The organism is Streptomyces polyasparticus (genome assembly GCF_014493765.1).
In the GTDB taxonomy this organism is placed as follows: Bacteria; Actinomycetota; Actinomycetes; order Streptomycetales; family Streptomycetaceae; genus Streptomyces; species Streptomyces polyasparticus.
The window spans coordinates 80,388-101,769 of sequence record NZ_JACTVJ010000003.1 but is presented as its reverse complement, the minus strand read 5'-3'; the positions used below and the strand labels follow the sequence as shown (position 1 = coordinate 101,769).

Here is a 21,382-nt window from a genome sequence, read left to right as displayed (position 1 = left end):
GCCTAGCGGTTATCGGTCCCCGAAAATCGTGCGGTGCCAGTCCTTCGCGGCGACCGCGGTGTTGTCGTACATGACGTGCTTGACCTGCGTGTACTCCTCGAAGGAGTACGTGGACATGTCCTTGCCGAAGCCGGAGGCCTTGTAGCCGCCGTGCGGCATCTCGCTGATGATCGGAATGTGGTCGTTGATCCACACGCAGCCCGCCTTGATCTCGCGGGTGGCGCGGCCCGCGCGGAAGACGTCCCTGGTCCAGGCGGAGGCCGCGAGGCCGTACGGGGTGTCGTTGGCGAGTGCCAGGCCCTCGTCGTCGGTGTCGAAGGGCAGCACGACAAGCACCGGACCGAAGATCTCGGACTGGACGACCTCGCTGTCCTGCGCGGCGTCGGCGATGAGCGTCGGCTGGAAGTAGGCGCCGTCGTTCTTCGGCGCCTCGCCGCCGGTGACGATCCGGGCGTAGCCCTTCGCGCGCTCGACGAAGCCCGCGACACGGTCGCGCTGGGCGTGGCTGATGAGCGGGCCGAGGTCGGTGTCCGGCGCGAAGGGGTCGCCGAGCCGCACGGTCTCCATCAGCTGCTTCGTGCGCTCCACGAAGGCCTCGTACAGGGGCCTTTGTACATACGCGCGGGTGGCGGCGGTGCAGTCCTGGCCGGTGTTGATGAGGGAGCCGGCGACCGCGCCGTGGGCGGCGGCCTCCAGGTCGGCGTCGTCGAAGACCACGAAGGGGGCCTTGCCGCCGAGTTCGAGGTGGATCCGCTTGACGGTGGCGGTGGCCACCTCGGCGACGCGCTTGCCGACGGCGGTCGAACCGGTGAAGGAGGTCATCGCGACATCGGGGTGGGCGACGAGGTGCTCGCCGGCCTCCTTGCCGGTGCCGGTGACGATGTTGATCACGCCGTCGGGGATGCCCGCCGCGGTGGCCGCCTCGGCGAAGAGCAGCGAGGTCAGCGGGGTGATCTCGGCCGGCTTCAGGACGATGGTGTTGCCCGCGGCGACGGCCGGCAGGATCTTCCAGGCGGCCATCTGGAGCGGGTAGTTCCAGGGGGCGATCGAGCCGACGACGCCGATGGGCTCACGGCGTACGTACGAGGTGTGGTCCCCGCTGTACTCGCCGGCGCTCTGGCCCTGGAGGTGGCGGGCGGCGCCCGCGAAGAACGCGGCGTTGTCGATCGTGCCGGGCACGTCGAACTCGCGGGTCAGCTTGACCGGCTTGCCGCACTGCAGCGACTCGGCCAGCGCGAACTCCTCCGCGCGCTCGGCGAGGACGGCGGCGAAACGGTGCAGGGTTTCGGAGCGCTCGCCCGGCGTCACGCCCGCCCAGCCGGGGAACGCGGCCTTGGCGGCTGCGACCGCGTCGTCGACGTCCTGCGTGCTCGCGAGTTCGTACGTGTAGACCTCGGTGCCCGTGGCCGGGTCGATCACGCTGTGGGTGCGGCCCGAAGTGCCGGGACGCAGGGCGCCGTTGACGTACTGGGCGCCGGACGCGAGGCGCTGCTGCGCGGGGAACTCAACTGCTCGGGGGTGCGGGCTGTGTGCGGCGTTGCTCATCGCGCTTCTCCGTAGCTCATCGCGCTGCTTCGTAGCTCATCGCGCTTCTCCGTGGCGCCAGGACGTCCGTGGATCCGGGGTTTCCGTGGCTCCAGCTCGATTTGAGTGCTGATCCTGACAGAGGGAGGCCATCTCGCCAAGGGATTCCGTTGTTTCCTTTTGGTTACTCGACGGAATCTGTCGACCAGATGTCGAGTGACGGGGGAAAACCAAGGACGGACTGTCAGTGGTGCCTGCGAAACTCGCGTGTATGGCTCGCAGCGGCAGACGGGGGTGGCCATGACAGTGGGTTCCGGACAGGACCTGATCGAGGAGCTCGGCGCGCGCATCGAGAAGGGTGAGCGGATCAAGTTCCTGCACTTCTGGGGGCATACGGCACCGGCGGGCGGGGCGGTCGGCAAGCACGTCCTGAGCCAGTGGTGGCCGGCTCCGTTTGACGTGGACGGCGTGGAGTATGCGACGGCCGAGCACTGGATGATGGCGGCGAAGGCGCGGCTCTTCGGCGACGCGGAGGCCGAGCGCAAGGCGCTGTCCGCTTCCTCGCCCGCGGCCGCCAAGAAGGCCGGGCGCCTCGTGCGCGGCTTCGACGACGCGGTCTGGGAGCGCGAGCGCTTCGGAATCGTGGTCGAGGGCAGCGTGCACAAGTTCGCCGCGCATCCGGAGCTGCGGGACTTCTTGATACGGACCGGTGACCGCGTCCTCGTCGAGGCCAGCCCGCTGGACCGCATCTGGGGCATCGGCCTCGCGGCGGACGACGCCCGGGCGGAGGAGCCGGGGCGGTGGCGGGGGCTGAACCTGCTGGGGTTCGCGTTGATGGAGGCGCGGGGGCGGTTGCGGGGGTGAGGGCCGGGGGCGGCAGCCCCCGGGACACCCCCGCGGCGGAGCCCGTCAGCCGGTGCGGATACCCAGCGGGGCCGCGGCGTGAATGTTCGCGTCGCCGAAGTCGTACGGGTCGTTGTCGTAGGGGTCGTTGTTGTTGATCACGACGACGACCAGGAAGACCACGGCCAGCGCCGTGCCCACGCAGCCGCAGATGAGCCCGGCGAGCGCCTGGCCCCCGTTGTTCGCCTCCCCCTTGCGGGCCTTTCCGCGGCCGATCGCACCGAAGATGATCGCCAGGATGCCGACGATGATCGCCACGGGCCACAGACAGAAGAGGACAGTGGCGATGATTCCGAGCACCAGGGACGCGGTGCCCATGCCGTTGCTCGGCTGCATGGGCATATGGGGCCAGCCGTAGCCGGGCCCCGCACCGTAGGGCTGCTGCGGCCCGTAGTACGGAGTGCCCGGCTGAGGGCCGTAACCCGGGTAGCCGTAGCCCGGGCCCGGACCCTCCGGCCCGACGGGCGGGGGCGGCACGGCGCCCTCGGGGACCGGGCCGCCGCCCGCGTAGGGGGCTTGACCGCCGCCCGCGTACGGAGCCGGACCGGCCGCGCCGCCCGGGCTCTGCCAGGGGTTGGCGGGGGCGCCGTGGGGCGGGGGCGCCCAGATGTCGCGCTCGGGAACGGGGGGTTGGGGAGCAGCAGGCCGGGGAGCAGCGGCCTGCGCCGGAGACGTCTCCTTGTTCAGGGAGACCTCGGGCCGAGGCGGCGTGCCCGCGTCGCCTGCGGTCGCGTCCAGGAGCGTGCCACCGTCGTGCGGGCCGGGCGGGGGCGGCGTGGCGCCGACGGTCTCCGCCTCGGACGGGGTCCCCACACCGACGGTCTCCGCCTCGGGTGAGGTCCCGGCACCGGGCTGCGCGTCGGGCGTCCCGGCACCGGGCTGCGCGTCGGGCGAGGCCCCCGCAGCGTGCCCACCGAGCTCACCGGGCCGGTCCGCGTCCGGACCCGTCCGGTCCGCAGGGGGCGCCCACGGGTCCTTCTGCTCCCGCTCGCCGGGCGTCTGGTCTGCTTGCTCGGACATCGCCGTTCCCTTCAGATCCGCACGTCACGTCATGCTACGACCCGTACCGACGCCGGATTCCGGCCGCCCGAGCCAGGGCCCGGACCCCCGCACCTACCATGATTCCGACGAGAAACCGCCAACACCCTGCGGACCGCATCGCAACACCACCGCAACCGCATCGCATCCGGAGGACGCCGTGACCGTGACGGACCTGACCCCCTTCATCACCGGGCTGCCCAAGGCCGAACTGCACGTGCACCACGTCGGCTCCGCATCCCCCCGGATCGTCGCGGACCTCGCCGCCCGGCACCCGGACTCGAAGGTGCCCACCGACCCCGAGGCGCTCGCGGACTTCTTCACGTTCACGGACTTCGCCCACTTCATCGAGGTCTATCTGGCCGTCGTGGACCTCGTGCGCACCCCGGAGGACATCCGGCTGCTCACCTTCGAGGTGGCGCGCGACATGGCCCGCCAGAACATCCGGTACGCGGAGCTCACGGTCACCCCGTACAGCTCGGTGCGCCGCGGGATCGACGAGCGCGCCTTCATGGAGGCGATCGAGGACGCGCGCAAGGCGGCCGAGTCCGAGTTCGGCACGGTGCTCCGCTGGTGCTTCGACATCCCCGGCGAGGCGGGGCTCGAATCCGCCGAGGTGACCGCACGGCTGGCCACCGATGACGCGCTGCGCCCGGAGGGCCTGGTCTCCTTCGGTCTGGGCGGGCCCGAAATCGGCGTACCGCGCCCGCAGTTCAAGCCGTACTTCGACCGTGCGATCGCGGCCGGTCTGCACTCGGTCCCGCACGCGGGCGAGACCACCGGACCGCAGACGGTCTGGGACGCCCTCAACGAGCTCGGCGCCGAGCGCATCGGCCACGGCACCAGCTCCGCGCAGGACCCGGCCCTGCTCAAGCACCTGGCCGACCACGGCATCCCGCTCGAGGTCTGCCCGACGTCCAACATCGCCACGCGCGCGGTGGCCACGCTGGACGAGCACCCCGTCAAGCAGATGGTGGCGGCCGGCGTGACCGTCACCATCAACTCCGACGACCCGCCGATGTTCGGCACGGACCTCAACACGGAGTACGCGGTGGCGGCCCGCCTCCTCCGCCTCGACGAGCGCGGGGTCGCCGACCTGGCGAAGAACGCGGTGGAGGCGTCCTTCCTGGACCCGGCGGGCAAGCGCCGCATCACTGACGAGATCGACACGTACACGGCGCGGTGGCTGGCGGTGTGACGTCGCGCGACCGCTGAGCGGCCCCGGACCGGACCGGACCGGCCCGAGGCCGCTCAGCCGATCTCCACGACGTATTTGCCCCGCACTCCCCCGCTCTCAAGGGCCTGGTGCGCCTCGCCGATTTCCTCCAGCGGGAAGACGCGGTCCACGACGGGGCGCAGAGCCCCTCGTTCCACGTACGACGCGAGGTCGTCGAAGAGCTCCGTCTTCGGGTTGCCGCTGAAGAAGCGCACGCGGCGCCTGCCGTGGACCGTGCTCGCCAGGAGGTACGCGAGCGAGGCGGCAATCCGGTCGGTGTCGAAGGAGATGGCCACCATCCGGCCCGTCGGGGTGAGCAGCCTGCGGTGGGCGGCGAGATCCTTGCCGACCGTGTCGAGGACGACGTCATGGCGGCCGAGGTCCGCCTGACCCGTGGTCCGGTAGTCGAGCGCCTCGTCGGCCCCGAGGTCACGGACGAGGCCGAGGTTCTCCGCGCGGGCGAGCCCGGTGACATGGGCTCCCATCGCCTTGCCGAGCTGCACGGCGACCGAGCCGACGCCGCCCGCCGCTCCCCGTACGAGAAGACGTTCACCGGGCCGCAGCCGCGCCTTGTCGCGCAGCGCCGTGATCGCCGTGGTGCCCGCGGGCAGCGCGGCGGCCTCGACGAGTCCGAGCTTCTCCGGCACCCGGGCGAGCTGCCGCGGACGCACCACGACGAACTCGGCCGCGCTGCCGAACCCCGAGGTGCGGGGCATGATCCCCCAGACCGGATCACCCACGCCGAGGCCGGACACCTCCGGCCCGAGCGCCGCGATCCGCCCGGCGAAGTCGATCCCCGTGCGCTGGGGGAACTTCCGGCCGGTCACCAGCCGCACGCGGCCCGAACGGGCCATGATCTCCCCACCGTTGACGCTCACCGCCGCCACCTTCACCAGCACCTCGCCGGCCCCGGGCACCGGCCGGGGCACCGCGCCCACGTAAAGGACCTCGGGTCCGCCGAAGCGGTCGTACATCGCGGCTCGCATCGTCTCGGTCATGTCCTGCACCTCACCTGTCAGTTCTCTCTCCGTCCGACCGTACGGTGGTAAGTGGACGGCACCGTCCACTTGAGCCGGAGGTGAGAGAGATCGACAAGGAATCTTCTCGGTTGCGCGCGGATGCCCGGCGCAACCGCCGGCGCATCGTGGACGCCGCGCGTGAGGCCTACGCCCAGCACGGTGTGGACGTGCCGATGGCCACGATCGCCCGCGCGGCAGGGGTGGGCGTCGCCACGCTCTACCGGCGCTTCCCCACGCGCGACCACCTGGTCCGGGAGGTCTTCGCCGACCAGCTCGACGCCTGCACCAGGGCGTTCACCGAGGCCCTGGAGGACCCCGACCCGTGGCGCGGTTTCTGCCGGGTGATCGAGAAGATCTGCGCCTTGCAGGCCGCCGAACGAGGATTCACCGCTGCCTTCCTGCACGCCTTCCCCGACACGGCCGCCGACCACGCCGAGCTCCGGTTGCAGGGCGAACGCGGCTTCGCCGCCCTGGTCCGCAGGGCGCAGCAAGCCGGGTCGCTGCGCCCGGACTTCCACCCCTCGGACCTGGTGCTGGTGCTCGTCGCCAACTCCGCGCTCGGCACGACACCCGACCCGGCGGCCGCCTCGCAGCGCCTGGTCGGCCTGCTGCTCGACTCCTTCCGTGCGGACGCCGTACGACCGCCGCTGCCTCCGCCGACCGGTCTGGATCTGCGGCAGTTGCATCCCTCCACGGCGGACCGCCGCACCCCCGCCCCTTAGGGCCCACCCCCAGGGGCTCCACCACCCGAAGACCGTTTCTCCCCAGGGTCACACCAGGGCCCACACCCTCCGCAGCGATGATCCGCGGCGCGCGCATGATCAGCAGGATGAGAGCCGTTCACCCAGTCCGTGCACAACACCCGTGCACCCACGGCCTCTTGGAGCCCCCCGCATGCGCGCTTCCCTCCGTACGACCGTCGCCGCCGCCCTCGTCATCGGGCTCGCCGCCGGTGGCACACTCGCCGCTCCGGCCTTCGCGGACGGGCGGCACTCGGCCGTCGCCCAGGAGACGGGCCCCGACGTCGTCGCTCTGGAGAAGGCCCTGCAGGGGCTGCCCGATCAGCAGGCGACCGCGGCGCTCGTACGGGTGGGCGGCGACGGGCGGGACTGGCAGGGCGTCGCGGGCGTGAGAAGTCTGAAGACCGGTGCGTCGGCCAGGGACGACGTCCGTTTCCGGGCCGGGTCGACCACGAAGCTCGTGACCGCGGCGCTCACCTTGCAGCTGGTCGCGGACGGCGAGCTCGACCTGGACGGCACGGTCCAGGAGTATCTGCCGGGTCTGCTGCCCGCGGACCGGTTCGAGCCCGTCACCGTACGGCAGTTGCTCGACTACACCAGCGGCCTGCGGCCGGGTGCCACTCTCGGCGACACCGACGAGGAGCTGTACGAGAAGCGGTTCGAGACCCTGACGCCTCAGGAGGTCGTGGCCGCCTCGATCGCGGAGGGCCCGCTGCACTCCCCCGGCGCCCACCAGCGCTACTCCAACATCCACTACACCGTGCTCGGCCTGATCATCGAGAAGGTCACCGGGGACACGTACGCCCATCAGGCGAGCGAGCGGATCTTCCGCCCGCTCGGCATGCGCGACACGTACTTCCCGGGCTCCGACCCCCGCATCCGCGGCCCGCACCACCGCGGCTACCAGGAGCTGAACGGCCGGCTCGTCGACGTCACCGAGTGGAACGTCACCGACCGCTTCGCCGCCGGCGACATGATCTCCTCGGCCCGGGATCTGGAGCGCTTCCTCGTGCAGCTGTTCCGCGGCCGGGTGGTCCCCGAGCCGCAGCTCGAGGAGATGTTCACCCTGCCGGAGGTGGACGACCTGGAGACGGGGAAGCCCGCCACGAAGGCGGCCGGCCTGGAGACCTTCACGATCGACGGCACGGTGATCTGGGGCAAGACCGGCGCCCGCCCCGGCTTCCACACGGTCGTCGCCGCGACCCGCGACCTCTCCCGTACGGTCGTCTACTCGGTCAACGCCACCGATGCCCACCGGGACGGCGGCCCGCTGGCGATGCGCTTCGCGTTCCCGGCGTTCAACAAGTAGGCGGGGCACGGACAACCGGCAGACGCGGCGACGACAACCAGCAGGCACGGCAAGGTACTTCCACCCCGGCCCACCCCACCCCGGCCGCGCCCGGCCCGGCAGGTACCGTACGGTGCCTGACCAGGGCCGCAGGGGGGACGTTCGAATGAGTGGCGCACATCCGGCCGCCGCGCGCAGACCCGGTCCCCTCACGGTGGACCTCGGCATCGCTCTGCTCGTCCAACTGGCTGCGTCCATCCCGTTCGTGGTGGCACGGCCGCCCGGGGAGTCCGCCCTCGACTGGCTCGACTATCTGACGACGACGCTGACCGTGGTGCCGCTGGTGTGGCGAAGGCGCGCTCCGGTGCGGGTCCTGCTCGCCGTGTTCGCGGCGCATCCGCTGATCGTCCTGTCCGACGGCCCGGGGCAGCCGCTGCCGTACACGGGCCTCGTCGCTCTCTATACGGTGGCGGCTCAATCCCCGCCGCGGGTACGGCAGTTCACCGGGGCGGCGGTGCTCGCGGTGGTGTTCCCGTCCTCGGCGTTCAACACGTTCTCGGTCCGTGAGCTGCTGTTCTCGCTGTTCGTGTACTGCGCCGCGTACGCCCTGGGGCGGCTGACCGACACCCGGCGCGCCTACGCGCAGGCCCTGGAGGAGCGGGCCGCACAGCTGGAGCGGGCGGCGCGGATCGAGGCCGAGCAGGCGGCCGCGCGCGAACGGGCCCGGATCGCACGGGAGATGCACGACATTCTCTCGCACGCCGTGAGCCTGATGATCGTGCAGGCGGAGGCGGGACCGGTGGCGGTCCGTGCGGCGCCGGAGCGTGCGGAGGCCGCTTTCGAGGCGATCTCCGAGACGGGCCGGGACGCGATGACCCAGTTGCGGCGGATGCTCGGCCTGCTGCGGGAGGCGGACGGGGCGGGTGCGGGACGCAGCCCGCAGCCTTCGCTCGCCGAACTGCCCCGGCTCATGGAGCAGGTACGCGCGAGCGGCCTCCGCATCGACCAGGTGACGGAGGGCGCCGCGCGGCCGCTGCCCCTCGACCTGGAGGCCGCCGCGTACCGGATCGTCCAGGAGGCGCTCACCAATGTGGTGAAGCATGCGGGGGCCGATCGTGTCGAGGTGCATATCGCTTATGGGGCGGACCTGTTGGAGCTCGCGGTCGAGGACGACGGCCGCGGTCCGCAGAGCGGATCGGGCGCCGAGGGCGGCAGGGGCCACGGCCTGATCGGGCTGCGGGAACGGGCCGCCGCCTACGGAGGCGTGGTGCGGGCGGGAGCAAGACCGGACGGCGCGGGCTTCCGGGTCGAGGCCCGCATCCCCCTCGGCCGGCTCCCCGATCACCCCTGCGACCCCTCGGATAACCTCGCCACCGGGGGTGTCACATGACCATTCGCGTAGTCGTCGCCGACGACCAGGAACTCGTCCGCAGCGGTTTCGCGTTGATCCTCGACGTACAGCCGGACATCGAGGTCGTCGCGGAGGTCGGCGACGGGGCACAGGCGGTGGACGCCGTGCGCCGGCACGGCGCGGACGTGGCGCTGCTCGACATCCGGATGCCGGGCACGGACGGGATCGAGGCCTGCCGCGCGATCAGCGAGCAGACCGGCTGCCGTTCGGTCATGCTGACGACCTTCGACTCGGAGGAGTACGTCTACGACGCACTGCACGCGGGCGCCAGCGGCTTTCTGCTCAAGGACGTCCGCAGGGACGATTTGGTGCACGCGGTACGGGTGGTGGCGGCCGGCGACTCCCTGCTCGCCCCATCCGTGGCCCGCCGGCTGATCGCCGAGTACACCGCACGGCCGGCCGCGGCGCCCGCACCCCGCCTCGACGTCCTGACCGCCCGCGAGCGGGAGACCCTGCTGCACCTGGCCCGCGGCCTCTCCAACGCGGAGATCGCCGCCGAGCTGGTGGTGAGCGAGCACACGGTCAAGACCCATGTGGGCAATGTGCTGGCGAAGTTGGGGCTCAGGGACCGCATCCAGGCCGTGATCTGCGCCTACGAGTCGGGCCTCGTCGCACCGGCCGGCTGAGCCACCCGCATCCCCACCGCCTCCCCCGCACGCGGGAACGATCACCTCCGCACTCCCCCGTACAGGCGAGGGAACGGCAGCCCGGAACCCCCGCACAGGCGAGAGAACCGGAGGCCGGAGACCGCCCGGCACGGCGATCCCGTACGTACGCCGGATCACCAGGATTGCCCCTGTCAGCCACACACGACAGAGCCCTCCTGGAGGCACGGCGCATGAACTCCCCGCACCGCAAACGCACTTGCCTGCTCGCCGTCGCACTGCTCACCGGCCTCGGACTCACCGCGACCGCGCTCCCCGCGCAGGCAGCCGCACCCGCCCCCGGCACCTCGACCGGCACCTCGACCATCGCCCTTCCTGCCGATCCCGGCCCGGACACCAAGGCCCTCGCGGAGGCGCTGCAGGGCCTGCCCGACGCGAACGCCACCGCCGCACTGGTACGGGTCGGCGGCACGGGCAGGGACTGGCACGGGAGCGCGGGCGTCAGGGATCTGCACACCCAGGCGCCCGCGCGCGAGGAGGCGAGATTCCGCGCGGGTTCGACCACGAAGGTCGTCACCGCGGCGCTGGTGTTGCAACTCGCGGCCGAGGGCAGGGTCGACCTCGACGCCCCGGTGCAGCGCTACCTGCCGGACCTCCTCACTCCTGCCTTCGACCCCATCTCCGTACGGCAGTTGCTGACCTTCACGAGCGGCCTGCGGCCGGGTGCCTCGCTGGGTCCCGAGGACGCGGAGGGCTACGAGAACCGGTTCCGCACCCTGACACCCGAGGAGGTCGTGGCCGAGTCGGTGCGGCAGGGACCGGACGCGGCTCCCGGCGAGCGGCAGCGCTACGGGAACATCGAGTACACCGTGCTCGGGATGCTGATCGAGAAGGTCAGCGGTGACGCATACGAGCATCAGGCCCTCGTGCGGATCTTCCGGCCGGCCGGGATGAGGCACACCTCCTTCCCCGACGGCCCCGACCCGCGCATCCACGGCCCGCACCACCGCGGCTACCAACTCCTCGCGGACGGACGGCTCGTGGACGCCACCGAGTGGAACATGTCGGACCGCTGGGCGGTCGGGAACATGATCTCGACGACCGGGGATCTGGAGCGTTTCCTGTACGCGTTGTTCCGCGGACGGCTCGTCCCGAAGCCGCAGCTGAAGGAGATGTTCACCGTCCCCGAGGTCCGTACGGGCGAGGCGAGCATGAGCGCCGGGCTGCAGCGGTACCCCCTGCCCGACAAGCGGGTGGTGTGGCTGAAGACCGGTTCCCGCCCGGGCTACAGCACGGGCATCGCCGCCACCGAGGACCTGACCCGCACCCTCGTCTACTCGGTCAACTCGACCGACGCGAAGGGCGAGCAGGTGAACCCGGTGGTCGGGCGGCTGCAGGCGGCGGCGTTCAGCCGGTAGCGGCGGGTGCCCCGTGGGCGGCCCCGATGTCCACCAACTGCTCGAACACGAACTCGTGCTTGAGGAACGAGACGTCGTACTCGCCGCCCGGATACGGCGGGATCAGCTGGGACGCCTGGATGAGGCGCCAGCCGTCGAGAAGCGCGGCCACGCCCGTCTCGTAGGGGGGTTCGTCGCTGTCGCCCGCCGTCGGGGACGAACGGCCGGTGCCGTCGTAGCGCGACCAGCCGATGACACGGGAGTCGAGCGCGGAGTTGTCGAGGTACAGGACGAGGACCCGCTGCCGCAGTACGGGGGTCGCGGCGGCGGTCGTGGAGTCGAGGGTGGTCACGCGGCGTCCTCCTCGGAACGTACGGGGGCGGACCCGGGGGCTGTGGCGGTGGGGCGGTTGGTGACGCGGGTGACCCAGGGGTGGGTGAGGTCGAAGGTGCTGTCGCCGGTCAGCTCGCGCCAGAGGAGCACCCGGTTGTACCGCTCCAGACGGCCCGCGGCCTGCTCGTACCAGGGGAACTGCACGTCGAGTTCGCTGTTCACCCGCGGGTCGTGCAGGTCCGTGGTGTCCCACAGGAGCCGCTGCCGTACACGGGGAGCGAAGCGGATCTTGTACATGTAGCGGACGGTCTCGCTGTCGTTGCGCCGTCCTCCGTGCCACAGGCCGTGGTGCAGGAACACCACCGTGCCCGCCGGGCAGACGAGCCGGTCCTGGCCGCGCAGGTTCTGATAGCGGCCGGTGTCGGTCTCGTTGGTCCGGCGCAGATGGCTGCCGGGCACGCTGAGCGTGCCGCCCATCTCCAGGGTCACTTCCTGCGGGTAGTACATCAGCTGGACGTCGAACGCGTCCGGCCGCACATCGATGATGGAGTCCGCGTGCAGCGGCTGGGCCTCGCCGCCGTGCGGCTCGCGGATGTGCACGGCGTGGTGGTCGACGGCCGGCTCCGGGCCGACCAGGCTGCGCAACGCGCCTGCCACCTGCGGGAGTTCGAGCAGCCGCTGGACGAAGGAGCCTTCCCTGTACGCCTGGGAGAGCGGCGTACCGTACGGCACGTGCTCCATACCGTCCGCGAGCACGCCGAGCGCCTCGGCGTTCATTCCGTCCGGCACCACCGCGTCGAGCCGCAGCGCGCCGCGCGCCACGAACCGCGCCATCTGCACCGAACTGAGGAGTGTGCCGCGCGGTTCGCCGTTTGCCGTGGTTGCCGCGGTTTCCGGCTCTGCTTCGGTTTCCGTCATGACACACACGCTAGGAGCGGGCCTACGGGGAGCGCGTGGGCCGCGTTCACCGTGCGGTGGTCGATTCTCACCACTGCTGCCCCGGCCGCACGGTCAGGCGTCCCTGATGGACCGCGGTGACGCACCGAGCTCGCGGCGGCAGGCCTTGTTGAAGGCCTGCAGATCGGGCACGCCGACCGTCGCGGCGATCGCGGGGATGGAGAGGGTGCTGGCCCGCAGCAGATGCCGGGCCCGCTCCATGCGGCGGGCCCGGATGTAGCCGACCACGGTCTGCCCGGTGGCCGTACGGAACAGCCTGGTCAGGTGGTTGTGCGAGACACCGGCGTCCTTGGCGATCCCGGACACCGTGAGCGGCTGGGCGAGCCGTGCCTCGATCAGCGCCACTGCGGCGGCCACGGCCGGGTGCGGCACCTGGGGGCCGCGACCCTGGGGCGGAGCGAGTCCGGCCACGCGCCACAGCGCGGCCCACACCTCGGCCACGGCCCGCCCGCGCGTCCCCGGCCACGCGGCCAGCGCCTGCCGCAACTGCCCGTCGAGCGCGGCGGTCTGGGCCCCCGCGTGCTGCACGGTCGGCACGTCGCGTGCCTCGCCCGCCGTACCGAGCCGCAGATGGACGTAGAGGTGCTCCGAGCGGCCCCGGTAGCGGTAGCGCACCGGAGTGCCGGGCGGCACCAGGCTCACCGAACCGGGGCGCAGCACATGGCCGACTCCGTCCACGGTCAGGTCGGCCGTGTAGTCGTACAGGTGGAACTGCCACAAGTCGGGCAGCAGGAAGTCGTCCACGTGCCCGGCCGGACCATGGACGCCGATCCCCACGACGACGGGGTCGGGCGGCTCGTCGAGCCGGACCTGAGCCGTCTGCACCACACCGCCCACCTCTCCCTCACCCCTCCGCCCGCGCTCAACCCGCCACGGCCACCCGAGGGTTGCCGGCCGCGCCGGTCAGCGCTTCGAGCCGCTTGATCTTCCGCCGCACCACGTACAACGGAATCACCCCGAACACCCCGAAGGCCATATCGATCACCGACCACCAGCCGGGGATCCCCCGGATCGGCCCGCAGATCAGCGCGAGGGGAATGATCCCGGCACAGGCGATCATCCCGAACTCGATCACCCAGATGTTGCGCACCGGATCACGGTACGGACCGTAGAACGCGACGGCGATGACGAGGTGGGCGAACGCCAGCCAGTCGGTGCCGTAGAGCAGGAACGGATAGTCGGCATCGGCCGCGTCCAGGCCCTCGCGCACCCGCGTGATCCACTCCATCAGGGCGGGCAGGTGGTCGCCGACGGACAGCCGGGTCAACAGATCCTCGGCCCAGCGCAGTTCGTTCACCAGCGGGAAGGCCGTGGCCCCGCTGAGCACCAGACAGACGACGAAGAAGACCAGCCACGCACGGATGCCCTTCAACAGGGCGGCTCTGTCGCTCATGACAGGAGCGTACGCCGCTGTTGAACACGTTCAAAAGTGGGGATCCCGTAGCCGGGTCCAGGCCTTCAGAGTCCGACGATCCCGTTCCACCGCTTCGCCAGCCCCGGCCGCTCCTCGGGGGTGATGTCCCGGGCGATCGCCAGGCGGGAGCGCATGGAGTCGTCGGGGAAGATGAGCGGGTCCTCGGCCAGGGCCGCCGTCTCCTCGTCCTTGGAGTTCGCCAGGACGTCGCGGGCCGCGGGGACCGGGCAGACGTAGTTGACCCAGGCGGCGAGCTCGGCGGCGACCTCCGGGTCGTAGTAGTGGTCGATCAGGAGCTCCGCGTTCGCCTTGTGGCGGGCCAGGTTGGGGATCATCAGGGATTCCGACCAGAGTTCGGCGCCCTCCTCGGGGATGAGGAACTCGATCTCCGGCTTGTCCGCCTGGAGCTGGATCACATCGCCCGAGTAGGCCTGGCAGGCGAGGACATCGCCGCTCTCCAGGTCCTTGAGGTAGTCGTTGCCGGTGAAGCGGCGGATGTGGCGGGAGTCGACGAGCTTCTGGACGCGGTCGCAGACGGCGTGGAAGTCGTCCTCCTTCCAGCGCGTGATGTCCACCCCGTCGCCCTGCATGAGCAGCGCGAACGCCTCGTCCAGACCGGACAGGAGCGTCACCTTGCCGCGCAGGTCGTCCGCCCACAGATCGGAGACCGAGCGCAGCTCACGGCCGAGCGCCTTGCGGTTGTACGCGATGCCGGTGATGCCGGACTGCCAGGGCACGGTGGACTTGCGGCCCCGGTCGAAGTGCGGGTCGCGCAGGAGCGGGTCGAGGTACTTGGTGACGTTGGGCTGGCGGGCGCGGTCCATCTCCTGGACCCAGCCGAGCCGGACGAACCGGGCGCACATCCAGTCGCTGATGACGATCAGATCGCGGCCGGTCTCCTGCCCGTTGAGCAGCGCGGGGCTGATCTTTCCGAAGAACTCGTCGTTGTCGTTGATCTCCTCCGTGTAGTGCACGGAGATCCCGGACCGCTCCTCGAAGGCCGCGAGCGTGGGGCGGAGCGACTCGTCCTCGTCGTCGGTGTCGATGTAGAGCGGCCAGTTGGCGAAGGTCAGCTTCTTCTCGCGCGCCGAGCGGTCGGCCGCGGCTCTGTCCTGCGGACCGACGTACGCGGCCGGCACCCCGCATCCGGCCAGCGCCCCCAGGGCCGCGCCCCCGCCGAGGGCACGGAGCAGGTTCCGACGGGACAGCGGGCTGAGGCTTCGGTTCGTACGCACCCCCGCAGCTTCTCCCGGCCCGTGGACCCGGGCAATGGACGGGGCGTCGAGCACTGCGGCCCGGACCCGACACCCTGTCGAGCCGCAGCTCAGCGGGCCGCCGGAAGGTGGCCGGCGGCCGGCACGGGATGCTTCCCCGCCGTGGCCGCCGAGAAGCCGACCTCCACGTCGAGCCCGCCGGCCGGACGCGGCCAGGCCCTGACCTCTCCCCCGTGCGCCGCCGCCACCGCGGCCACGATGGACAGGCCGAGCCCCTGTCCTCCGTCGTTGCCCCGCACGCGGTCCGGGCCCAGGCGGCGGAACGGCTGGAACAGTCCCGCGATCTGATCGGGCGCGATGACCGGCCCGCTGTTGGACACCAGCAAGGTGGGCCGCCCGTCCCGCAGGTTGGTCCGGAACAGCACCCAACTCCCCTCGGGGTCGGGCGCGTTGTGCCGTACCGCATTGTCCCTGAGGTTGGTGACCAGACGCTCGAGGAGCTGGGCGTCGCCGAGGACCGGCGCCATGTCGAGCTGGGCCACCACCCGGAGCACCCCGCCCGGGGGCAGCAGGTTCCGTACCAGCAGCGCCAGATCCACGTACTCCTCGCGCTGCAGCCCCCGTTGACTGCGGGCCAGGGTGAGCAGCGCGTCGATCAGGCGCTCCTGCTGCTGCCCCGCCGAGCGCACCCTGCCGAGCGCGTCCCGCAGGGCCGCCGGGTCCGCGCCGGGGTCCGAGAGGGTGATGTCGATGACGGCCTGCTGCAGGGTCAGCGGGGTGCGCAGCTCGTGCGAGGCGTTCGCGACGAACTGGCGCTGGGCCGCGAAGGAGTCCTCCAAACGGGCGAGCAGATCGTCGAAGGTGTCGGCGAGCGCCTTGAGCTCGTCGTCCGGGCCGCGCACCGCGAGCCGTTCGTGCAGATTGTCCGCGGAGATCCGGCGGGCGCCCGCGGCCATCGTGCGCAGCGGCGAAAGCACACGTCCGGCCACCAGCCGGCCGAGGAGCAGGGATGCGGCGGCCATGACGGCGAGGGCGACGCCCGACCGTACGAGCAGATCGTTGAGCTGGTCGTCGCGGGCGGAGGCGACCTGCTCATTGATCACCTTGTGCAGCCCCTTCTCGCCGAACGGAACTTCCGTGGTCTGCATCGAGGTCCCCGGGGGTTCGCCGGGCGCCGCCTGCGAGACCAGGACGTAGGTGATGGCGAGCAGCAGGGTGCCCGCCACGATGAACAGGCCGCTGTACAGGAGGGTGAGCCGCCAGCGGATCGTCCGGGGGAAGGCGGTGCGTCCGGGGATGCTCACAGCCGGTACCCCGCCCGTTCGACCGTCTCGATCACCTGCGGTTCGCCGAGTTTGCGGCGCAGCCTGCTGACCGTGACCTTCACGGTCTGGCTGAACGGATCGGCGGCCTCGTCCCAAGCCCGCTCAAGGAGCTCCTCGGCGGAAACGACGGCACCCTGCGCGGCCATCAGAAGCTCCAGGACGGCGAACTCCTTGGGGCTGAGAGCGAGTTCCCGCCCTTGGCGCGTGGCGGTGCGCCGGGCCGGATCCAGGCGCAGCTCGCCGTGGACCAGGACCGGCGGCAGGGCGGGCTGGGCGCGGCGGGCCAAGGCGCGGATACGGGCGACGAGTTCGGCGAACGCGAATGGCTTGGCCAGATAGTCGTCGGCGCCCAGCGCGAGCCCTTCGACCCGTTCGGCGACCCGGCCGGACGCGGTGAGCATCAGGACCCGGGCCCTGCTGCCGCCCCGCACCAGCGTGGCGCACACCTCGTCGCCGTGCAGTCCGGGCAGGTCGCGGTCGAGGACGACCACGTCGTACCCGTTGACCTCGGCCCGCTCCAGGGCGGTGAGTCCGTCGAAGGCGAGGTCGACCGCGAGGCCTTCGCGGCGCAGTCCCCCGGCGACCGTCTCGGCCAGCTCCACATGGTCGTCGACCACCAGCACGCGCATGTCCGCAGTGTCGTCGCGCGACGGTTACGAGGGCGTAAGTGAGCGCCACGTAAGGAACTCCTGGTCAGGGCCGACCTGTTGGCGCTGTTCCCGTGCCGTAACCGGTCGCGCGGTCAGCTGGGTGCGTCACCGGCCGTACGAGCCCAGAAGGAGCTCCCCATGCAAGAACCCGTACCGCCCATGCCCCAGCACCCGCCGGCCGCACCGGCCCCGCCCGGCCGCCCAGGGCGCTCAAGGACGCGGCGGCTTGTCGCGGTCGGCGCGCTGCTCTCCGCGGCCGCGCTCGGCACGGTGTTCTCCGTGCAGGCCACGGCGTCCGACGGCACCGGGACCCCGCCGGCGCAGGAACACACGGACCCGCCCGCGAAGAAGACGAAGCCCGGTGCCGGCTTCAAGATGGTGATGGTCCTCAAGAGCGGCGACGTCGACAAGGCGAAGCAGGGCGCGGCGGACTTCTCGGCGTGCATGCGCGAGAACGGCCTCAAGGACTTCCCCGACTTCAAGGTCTCGGCCGCCGAAGACGGTGGCGTACGCCTCGAACTCGACGGCACAGGGAAGCAGTTGGACCTGCACGCGCACGCGTACAAGAAGGCCTACAAGGCCTGCGCGCCGATCATGGCGAAGGCGGGCGTGCCGCTCCCGGACGAGCCCGTCCCGCCGGGGAAGCCGGGCAAGCCCGGCAAGCACGAGGGCCCGATGCTGCACGAGGAACTGGACGACAACGGACTGCCCGGCACCACCGAAAGCGCCTGAGAACGCCGACGGGCGGCCCCGCACCCTCCTGCGGGACCGCCCGTCGTCACAGCCTCAGGTTCAGCCCAGCGAGGTCATCACGTGCTTGATACGGGTGTAGTCCTCGAACCCGTATCCCGAGAGGTCCTTGCCGTAGCCGGACTTCTTGAAGCCGCCGTGCGGCATCTCGGCGACCAGCGGAATGTGGGTGTTGATCCACACGCAGCCGAAGTCGAGCACCTTGGACATCCGCATGGCGCGCGCGTGGTCCTTGGTCCACACCGAGGAGGCGAGCGCGTAGTCCACGCCGTTCGCGTACTCGACGGCCTGCTCCTCGGAGGAGAAGGACTGGACGGTGATGACCGGTCCGAACACCTCGTTCTGGATGATCTCGTCGTCCTGCTTGAGGCCTGAGACCACGGTCGGCGCGTAGAAGTAGCCCTTGTCGCCGACCCGGTGGCCACCCGCCTCGACCCGCGCGTGCGCCGGCAGACGGTCGATGAAGCCGGTGACCTGCGCGAGCTGGTTGGGGTTGTTCAGCGGACCGTAGAGCACGTCCTCGTCGTCCGGCATACCGGTCTTGGTGTCCGCGGCGGCCTTCGCGAGGGCCTGCACGAACTCGTCGTGGATGGACTCGTGCACGAGCACGCGGGTCGCGGCGGTGCAGTCCTGGCCCGCGTTGAAGAAGCCCGCGACCGAGATGTCCTCGACGGCCTTGGCGATGTCGGTGTCCTCGAAGACCACGACGGGCGCCTTGCCGCCGAGCTCCAGGTGGACGCGCTTGAGGTCCTTGGACGCGGACTCGGCGACCTGCATGCCGGCGCGTACGGAGCCCGTGATCGAGGCCATGGCGGGGACCTTGTGCTCGACCATCATGCGGCCGGTGTCACGGTCGCCGGTGACGACGTTGAAGACGCCCTTCGGCACGATCGAGCCGATGATGTCGGCGATCAGGACCGTGGACGCGGGGGTGGTGTCCGAGGGCTTGAGGACCACGGTGTTGCCCGCGGCGAGCGCCGGGGCGAACTTCCAGACGGCCATCATCATCGGGTAGTTCCACGGCGCGACCTGCGCGCAGACGCCGATCGGCTCGCGGCGCACGATGGAGGTCAGACCCTCCATGTACTCGCCGGCCGAGCGGCCTTCGAGCATCCGGGCCGCGCCCGCGAAGAATCGGATCTGGTCCACCATCGGCGGGATCTCTTCGTCGCGGGTCAGGCCGATCGGCTTGCCGGTGTTCTCGACCTCGGCGGCGATCAGGTCCTCGGCGCGCTCCTCGAACGCGTCGGCGATCTTCAGGAGGTACTTCTGGCGCTCGCCGGGTACGAGGTCGCGCCACGCGGGGAACGCGGCCGCGGCCGCCTCCATCGCGGCGTCGACGTCGGCCTGGCCCGACAGCGGGGCCGTCGCGTACGCCTCGCCCGTGGCCGGGTTGACGACCTCGGTGGTGCGGCCGTCCGCCGCGTCCCGGAATTCGCCGTTGATGTAGTTCCGCAGACGACGCAGTTCGGTGCTCACTGCCCGGCCTCCCATGGTGGTGCTTCCCTGTCCAGTACGTGAGACCACCACCCTAGTCCGACGACCGACGCTTTCGACATACCTCTTAGGTCACAACTACGGAATCCGTGAGATCGGTAGCCGTAAACAACGAATTTCATCGCTCAGCCCTTGCAAGAACGACGACCTGTCCTGCACAGTGGGGCCGTGGCCAGTCGCAGCGCAGAAAACAGGTCGGCATCGACCCCGAACGGCGTGGACGCCGTCTCCCTGGCGATCATCGAGCAGCTCCAGGAGGACGGACGCCGTCCGTACGCAGCCATCGGCAAGGCCGTGGGCCTCTCCGAGGCGGCCGTGCGCCAGCGGGTGCAGAAACTGCTCGACCAAGGCGTGATGCAGATCGTCGCCGTCACGGACCCTCTCACGGTGGGTTTCCGGCGGCAGGCGATGCTCGGCATCAATGTCGAGGGAGACCTCGACCCGGTCGCCGAAGCACTGACGGCCATGGACGAAGTCGAGTACGTGGTGCTCACCGCGGGGTCCTTCGACCTGCTCGCGGAAGTCGTCTGCGAGGACGACGACCACCTGCTCGAAGTCATCAGCAAGCGGATCCGCACCCTTCCCGGCGTGCGCTCCACCGAGAGCTTCGTCTACCTCAAGCTCAAGAAGCAGACCTACCAATGGGGATCCCGATAACCATGGGCCAAGGCACCAAGGACCTCTCCAAGACCGCCTACGACCACCTGTGGATGCACTTCACCAGGATGTCGTCGTACGAGAACGCGCCCGTGCCGACGATCGTGCGCGGCGAGGGCACCTACATCTACGACGACAAGGGCAAGCGCTACCTCGACGGCCTCGCGGGCCTGTTCGTGGTCAACGCGGGCCACGGGCGCGTGGAGCTGGCCGAGACCGCGTTCAAGCAGGCGCAGGAGCTCGCCTTCTTCCCGGTCTGGTCGTACGCCCACCCCAAGGCCGTGGAGCTCGCGGAGCGCCTCGCGCACCACGCGCCCGGCGACCTGAACAAGGTCTTCTTCACCACCGGTGGCGGTGAGGCGGTCGAGACCGCCTGGAAGCTCGCCAAGCAGTACTTCAAGCTGCAGGGCAAGCACACCAAGTACAAGGTCATCTCGCGCGCGGTCGCCTACCACGGCACCCCGCAGGGCGCCCTGTCCATCACCGGACTCCCGGCCCTGAAGGCCCCGTTCGAGCCGCTGGTCCCCGGCGCGCACAAGGTGCCGAACACCAACATCTACCGTGCCCCGATCCACGGCGACGACCCCGAGGCCTTCGGCCGCTGGGCCGCCGACCAGATCGAGCAGCAGATCCTCTTCGAGGGCCCCGACACCGTCGCGGCCGTCTTCCTGGAGCCGGTGCAGAACGCCGGCGGCTGCTTCCCGCCGCCGCCCGGCTACTTCCAGCGCGTGCGCGAGATCTGCGACCAGTACGACGTGCTGCTCGTCTCGGACGAGGTCATCTGCGCCTTCGGCCGCCTGGGCACGATGTTCGCCTGCGACAAGTTCGGCTACGTACCGGACATGATCACCTGCGCCAAGGGCATGACCTCGGGCTACTCCCCGATCGGCGCGTGCATCATCTCGGACCGTATCGCCGAGCCGTTCTACAAGGGTGAGAACACCTTCCTGCACGGCTACACCTTCGGCGGCCACCCGGTCTCCGCGGCCGTCGGCCTCGCCAACCTCGACATCTTCGAGAAGGAGAAGCTGAACCAGCACGTCCTCGACAACGAGGGCGCGTTCAAGGCCACCCTGGAGAAGCTGCACGACCTGCCGATCGTCGGCGACGTCCGCGGCAACGGGTTCTTCTACGGCATCGAGCTCGTCAAGGACAAGGTCACCAAGGAGTCCTTCACGGACGAGGAGACCGAGCGCGTCCTGTACGGGTTCCTCTCCAAGGCCCTGTACGAGAACGGTCTTTACTGCCGCGCCGACGACCGTGGCGACCCGGTCGTCCAGCTCGCGCCGCCGCTGATCGCCGACCAGTCGACCTTCGACGAGATCGAGCAGATCCTGCGCACCGTGCTCACGGAGGCGTGGACCAAGCTCTGAGAAGCGCGCCGACGGCCCGGGTGCCCCGTTCGAGTGAGAACGCGGGCGCCCGGGCCGTTTGTTGTCCGCCC

At 70.8% G+C, this 21,382-nt stretch carries 21 protein-coding genes; 10 read left to right on the top strand and 11 right to left on the bottom strand.

What is annotated here, in order from left to right; all coding sequences use genetic code 11:
- Positions 1 to 9: 9 nt before the first annotated feature.
- Positions 10 to 1,545 carry a gamma-aminobutyraldehyde dehydrogenase gene (locus tag H9Y04_RS03925; protein ID WP_187812225.1) on the bottom strand — a complete coding sequence of 512 codons (1,536 nt, stop codon included), beginning with the start codon at positions 1,543 to 1,545 and terminating at the stop codon, positions 10 to 12.
- Between the two features lie 279 nt (positions 1,546 to 1,824).
- Here H9Y04_RS03925 and ybiA point away from each other — a divergent pair, with 279 nt between their 5' ends.
- Complete coding sequence (gene ybiA / locus H9Y04_RS03920; RefSeq protein ID WP_187812224.1) at positions 1,825 to 2,388, top strand: riboflavin biosynthesis intermediates N-glycosidase; 564 nt, start codon at positions 1,825 to 1,827, stop codon at positions 2,386 to 2,388.
- Between the two features lie 45 nt (positions 2,389 to 2,433).
- Here ybiA and H9Y04_RS03915 read toward each other — a convergent pair whose 3' ends face one another.
- Entirely contained in the window at positions 2,434 to 3,447 is a 1,014-nt protein-coding gene (locus H9Y04_RS03915; protein ID WP_187812223.1) for a DUF4190 domain-containing protein, read from the bottom strand.
- A 184-nt stretch (positions 3,448 to 3,631) separates the two neighbouring features.
- On the opposite strand from H9Y04_RS03915, the gene H9Y04_RS03910 reads away from it, so the two are divergent.
- Complete coding sequence (locus tag H9Y04_RS03910) at positions 3,632 to 4,663, top strand: adenosine deaminase (RefSeq protein WP_308800857.1); 1,032 nt, start codon at positions 3,632 to 3,634, stop codon at positions 4,661 to 4,663.
- A 53-nt stretch (positions 4,664 to 4,716) separates the two neighbouring features.
- Here H9Y04_RS03910 and H9Y04_RS03905 read toward each other — a convergent pair whose 3' ends face one another.
- Positions 4,717 to 5,679, bottom strand: coding sequence for an NAD(P)-dependent alcohol dehydrogenase (locus tag H9Y04_RS03905; protein WP_236070574.1), 963 nt, complete (start codon positions 5,677 to 5,679; stop codon positions 4,717 to 4,719).
- Between the two features lie 110 nt (positions 5,680 to 5,789).
- Between H9Y04_RS03905 and H9Y04_RS03900 the strand changes: the two genes are divergently transcribed.
- The 5 genes from H9Y04_RS03900 to H9Y04_RS03880 all read left to right on the top strand — a co-directional run bounded on the left by H9Y04_RS03900 (position 5,790) and on the right by H9Y04_RS03880 (position 11,162).
- Entirely contained in the window at positions 5,790 to 6,422 is a 633-nt protein-coding gene (locus H9Y04_RS03900) for a TetR/AcrR family transcriptional regulator (protein WP_187812221.1), read from the top strand.
- A 172-nt stretch (positions 6,423 to 6,594) separates the two neighbouring features.
- On the top strand, positions 6,595 to 7,749 hold the full coding sequence (locus tag H9Y04_RS03895; protein ID WP_187812220.1) for a serine hydrolase domain-containing protein: 1,155 nt from the start codon (positions 6,595 to 6,597) through the stop codon (positions 7,747 to 7,749).
- Positions 7,750 to 7,894: 145 nt separating this feature from the next.
- A complete protein-coding gene (locus tag H9Y04_RS03890; RefSeq protein WP_187812219.1) occupies positions 7,895 to 9,118 on the top strand; it encodes a sensor histidine kinase in 1,224 nt (407 codons plus the stop codon).
- Complete coding sequence (locus tag H9Y04_RS03885; RefSeq protein WP_187812218.1) at positions 9,115 to 9,765, top strand: response regulator; 651 nt, start codon at positions 9,115 to 9,117, stop codon at positions 9,763 to 9,765. The genes H9Y04_RS03890 and H9Y04_RS03885 overlap by 4 nt, the downstream gene beginning before the upstream one ends.
- A gap of 212 nt (positions 9,766 to 9,977) precedes the next feature.
- On the top strand, positions 9,978 to 11,162 hold the full coding sequence (locus tag H9Y04_RS03880) for a serine hydrolase domain-containing protein (protein ID WP_187812217.1): 1,185 nt from the start codon (positions 9,978 to 9,980) through the stop codon (positions 11,160 to 11,162).
- On the opposite strand, the gene H9Y04_RS03875 is transcribed toward H9Y04_RS03880, so the two are convergent.
- The 7 genes from H9Y04_RS03875 to H9Y04_RS03845 form a co-directional block, all read right to left on the bottom strand.
- Positions 11,152 to 11,451 carry a hypothetical protein gene (locus H9Y04_RS03875; protein WP_187812300.1) on the bottom strand — a complete coding sequence of 100 codons (300 nt, stop codon included), beginning with the start codon at positions 11,449 to 11,451 and terminating at the stop codon, positions 11,152 to 11,154. The genes H9Y04_RS03880 and H9Y04_RS03875 overlap by 11 nt on opposite strands.
- Positions 11,452 to 11,489: 38 nt before the next feature.
- On the bottom strand, positions 11,490 to 12,308 hold the full coding sequence (locus H9Y04_RS03870; RefSeq protein ID WP_236070582.1) for a phytanoyl-CoA dioxygenase family protein: 819 nt from the start codon (positions 12,306 to 12,308) through the stop codon (positions 11,490 to 11,492).
- A gap of 177 nt (positions 12,309 to 12,485) precedes the next feature.
- On the bottom strand, positions 12,486 to 13,256 hold the full coding sequence (locus H9Y04_RS03865; RefSeq protein ID WP_187812299.1) for a helix-turn-helix transcriptional regulator: 771 nt from the start codon (positions 13,254 to 13,256) through the stop codon (positions 12,486 to 12,488).
- 37 nt (positions 13,257 to 13,293) lie between these two features.
- The gene (locus H9Y04_RS03860; RefSeq protein WP_187812215.1) at positions 13,294 to 13,824 is read right to left on the bottom strand and encodes a hypothetical protein; all 531 of its coding nucleotides are present in this window, start codon (positions 13,822 to 13,824) and stop codon (positions 13,294 to 13,296) included.
- A 65-nt stretch (positions 13,825 to 13,889) separates the two neighbouring features.
- Positions 13,890 to 15,053: an ABC transporter substrate-binding protein gene (locus tag H9Y04_RS03855; protein ID WP_187812298.1), complete on the bottom strand. Its 1,164-nt coding sequence runs from the start codon at positions 15,051 to 15,053 to the stop codon at positions 13,890 to 13,892.
- A 116-nt stretch (positions 15,054 to 15,169) separates the two neighbouring features.
- Entirely contained in the window at positions 15,170 to 16,363 is a 1,194-nt protein-coding gene (locus H9Y04_RS03850) for a sensor histidine kinase (protein ID WP_308800855.1), read from the bottom strand.
- Complete coding sequence (locus tag H9Y04_RS03845) at positions 16,360 to 17,013, bottom strand: response regulator transcription factor (RefSeq protein WP_187812214.1); 654 nt, start codon at positions 17,011 to 17,013, stop codon at positions 16,360 to 16,362. The genes H9Y04_RS03850 and H9Y04_RS03845 overlap by 4 nt, the downstream gene beginning before the upstream one ends.
- Before the next feature lie 159 nt (positions 17,014 to 17,172).
- Here H9Y04_RS03845 and H9Y04_RS03840 point away from each other — a divergent pair, with 159 nt between their 5' ends.
- Positions 17,173 to 17,766, top strand: a complete 594-nt coding sequence (locus H9Y04_RS03840) for a hypothetical protein (protein ID WP_187812213.1) — start codon at positions 17,173 to 17,175, stop codon at positions 17,764 to 17,766.
- A gap of 60 nt (positions 17,767 to 17,826) precedes the next feature.
- Here the strand turns inward: H9Y04_RS03840 and H9Y04_RS03835 are convergent, their stop codons facing one another.
- Positions 17,827 to 19,263 (bottom strand): gamma-aminobutyraldehyde dehydrogenase, encoded by a 1,437-nt coding sequence (locus H9Y04_RS03835; protein WP_187812212.1) that lies wholly within the window; start codon positions 19,261 to 19,263, stop codon positions 17,827 to 17,829.
- A gap of 186 nt (positions 19,264 to 19,449) precedes the next feature.
- Here H9Y04_RS03835 and H9Y04_RS03830 point away from each other — a divergent pair, with 186 nt between their 5' ends.
- Both H9Y04_RS03830 and H9Y04_RS03825 read left to right on the top strand, forming a co-directional pair.
- Positions 19,450 to 19,938, top strand: a complete 489-nt coding sequence (locus H9Y04_RS03830) for an Lrp/AsnC family transcriptional regulator (RefSeq protein WP_187812211.1) — start codon at positions 19,450 to 19,452, stop codon at positions 19,936 to 19,938.
- A gap of 2 nt (positions 19,939 to 19,940) precedes the next feature.
- Entirely contained in the window at positions 19,941 to 21,311 is a 1,371-nt protein-coding gene (locus tag H9Y04_RS03825; RefSeq protein ID WP_438818070.1) for an aspartate aminotransferase family protein, read from the top strand.
- Positions 21,312 to 21,382 lie beyond the last annotated feature (71 nt).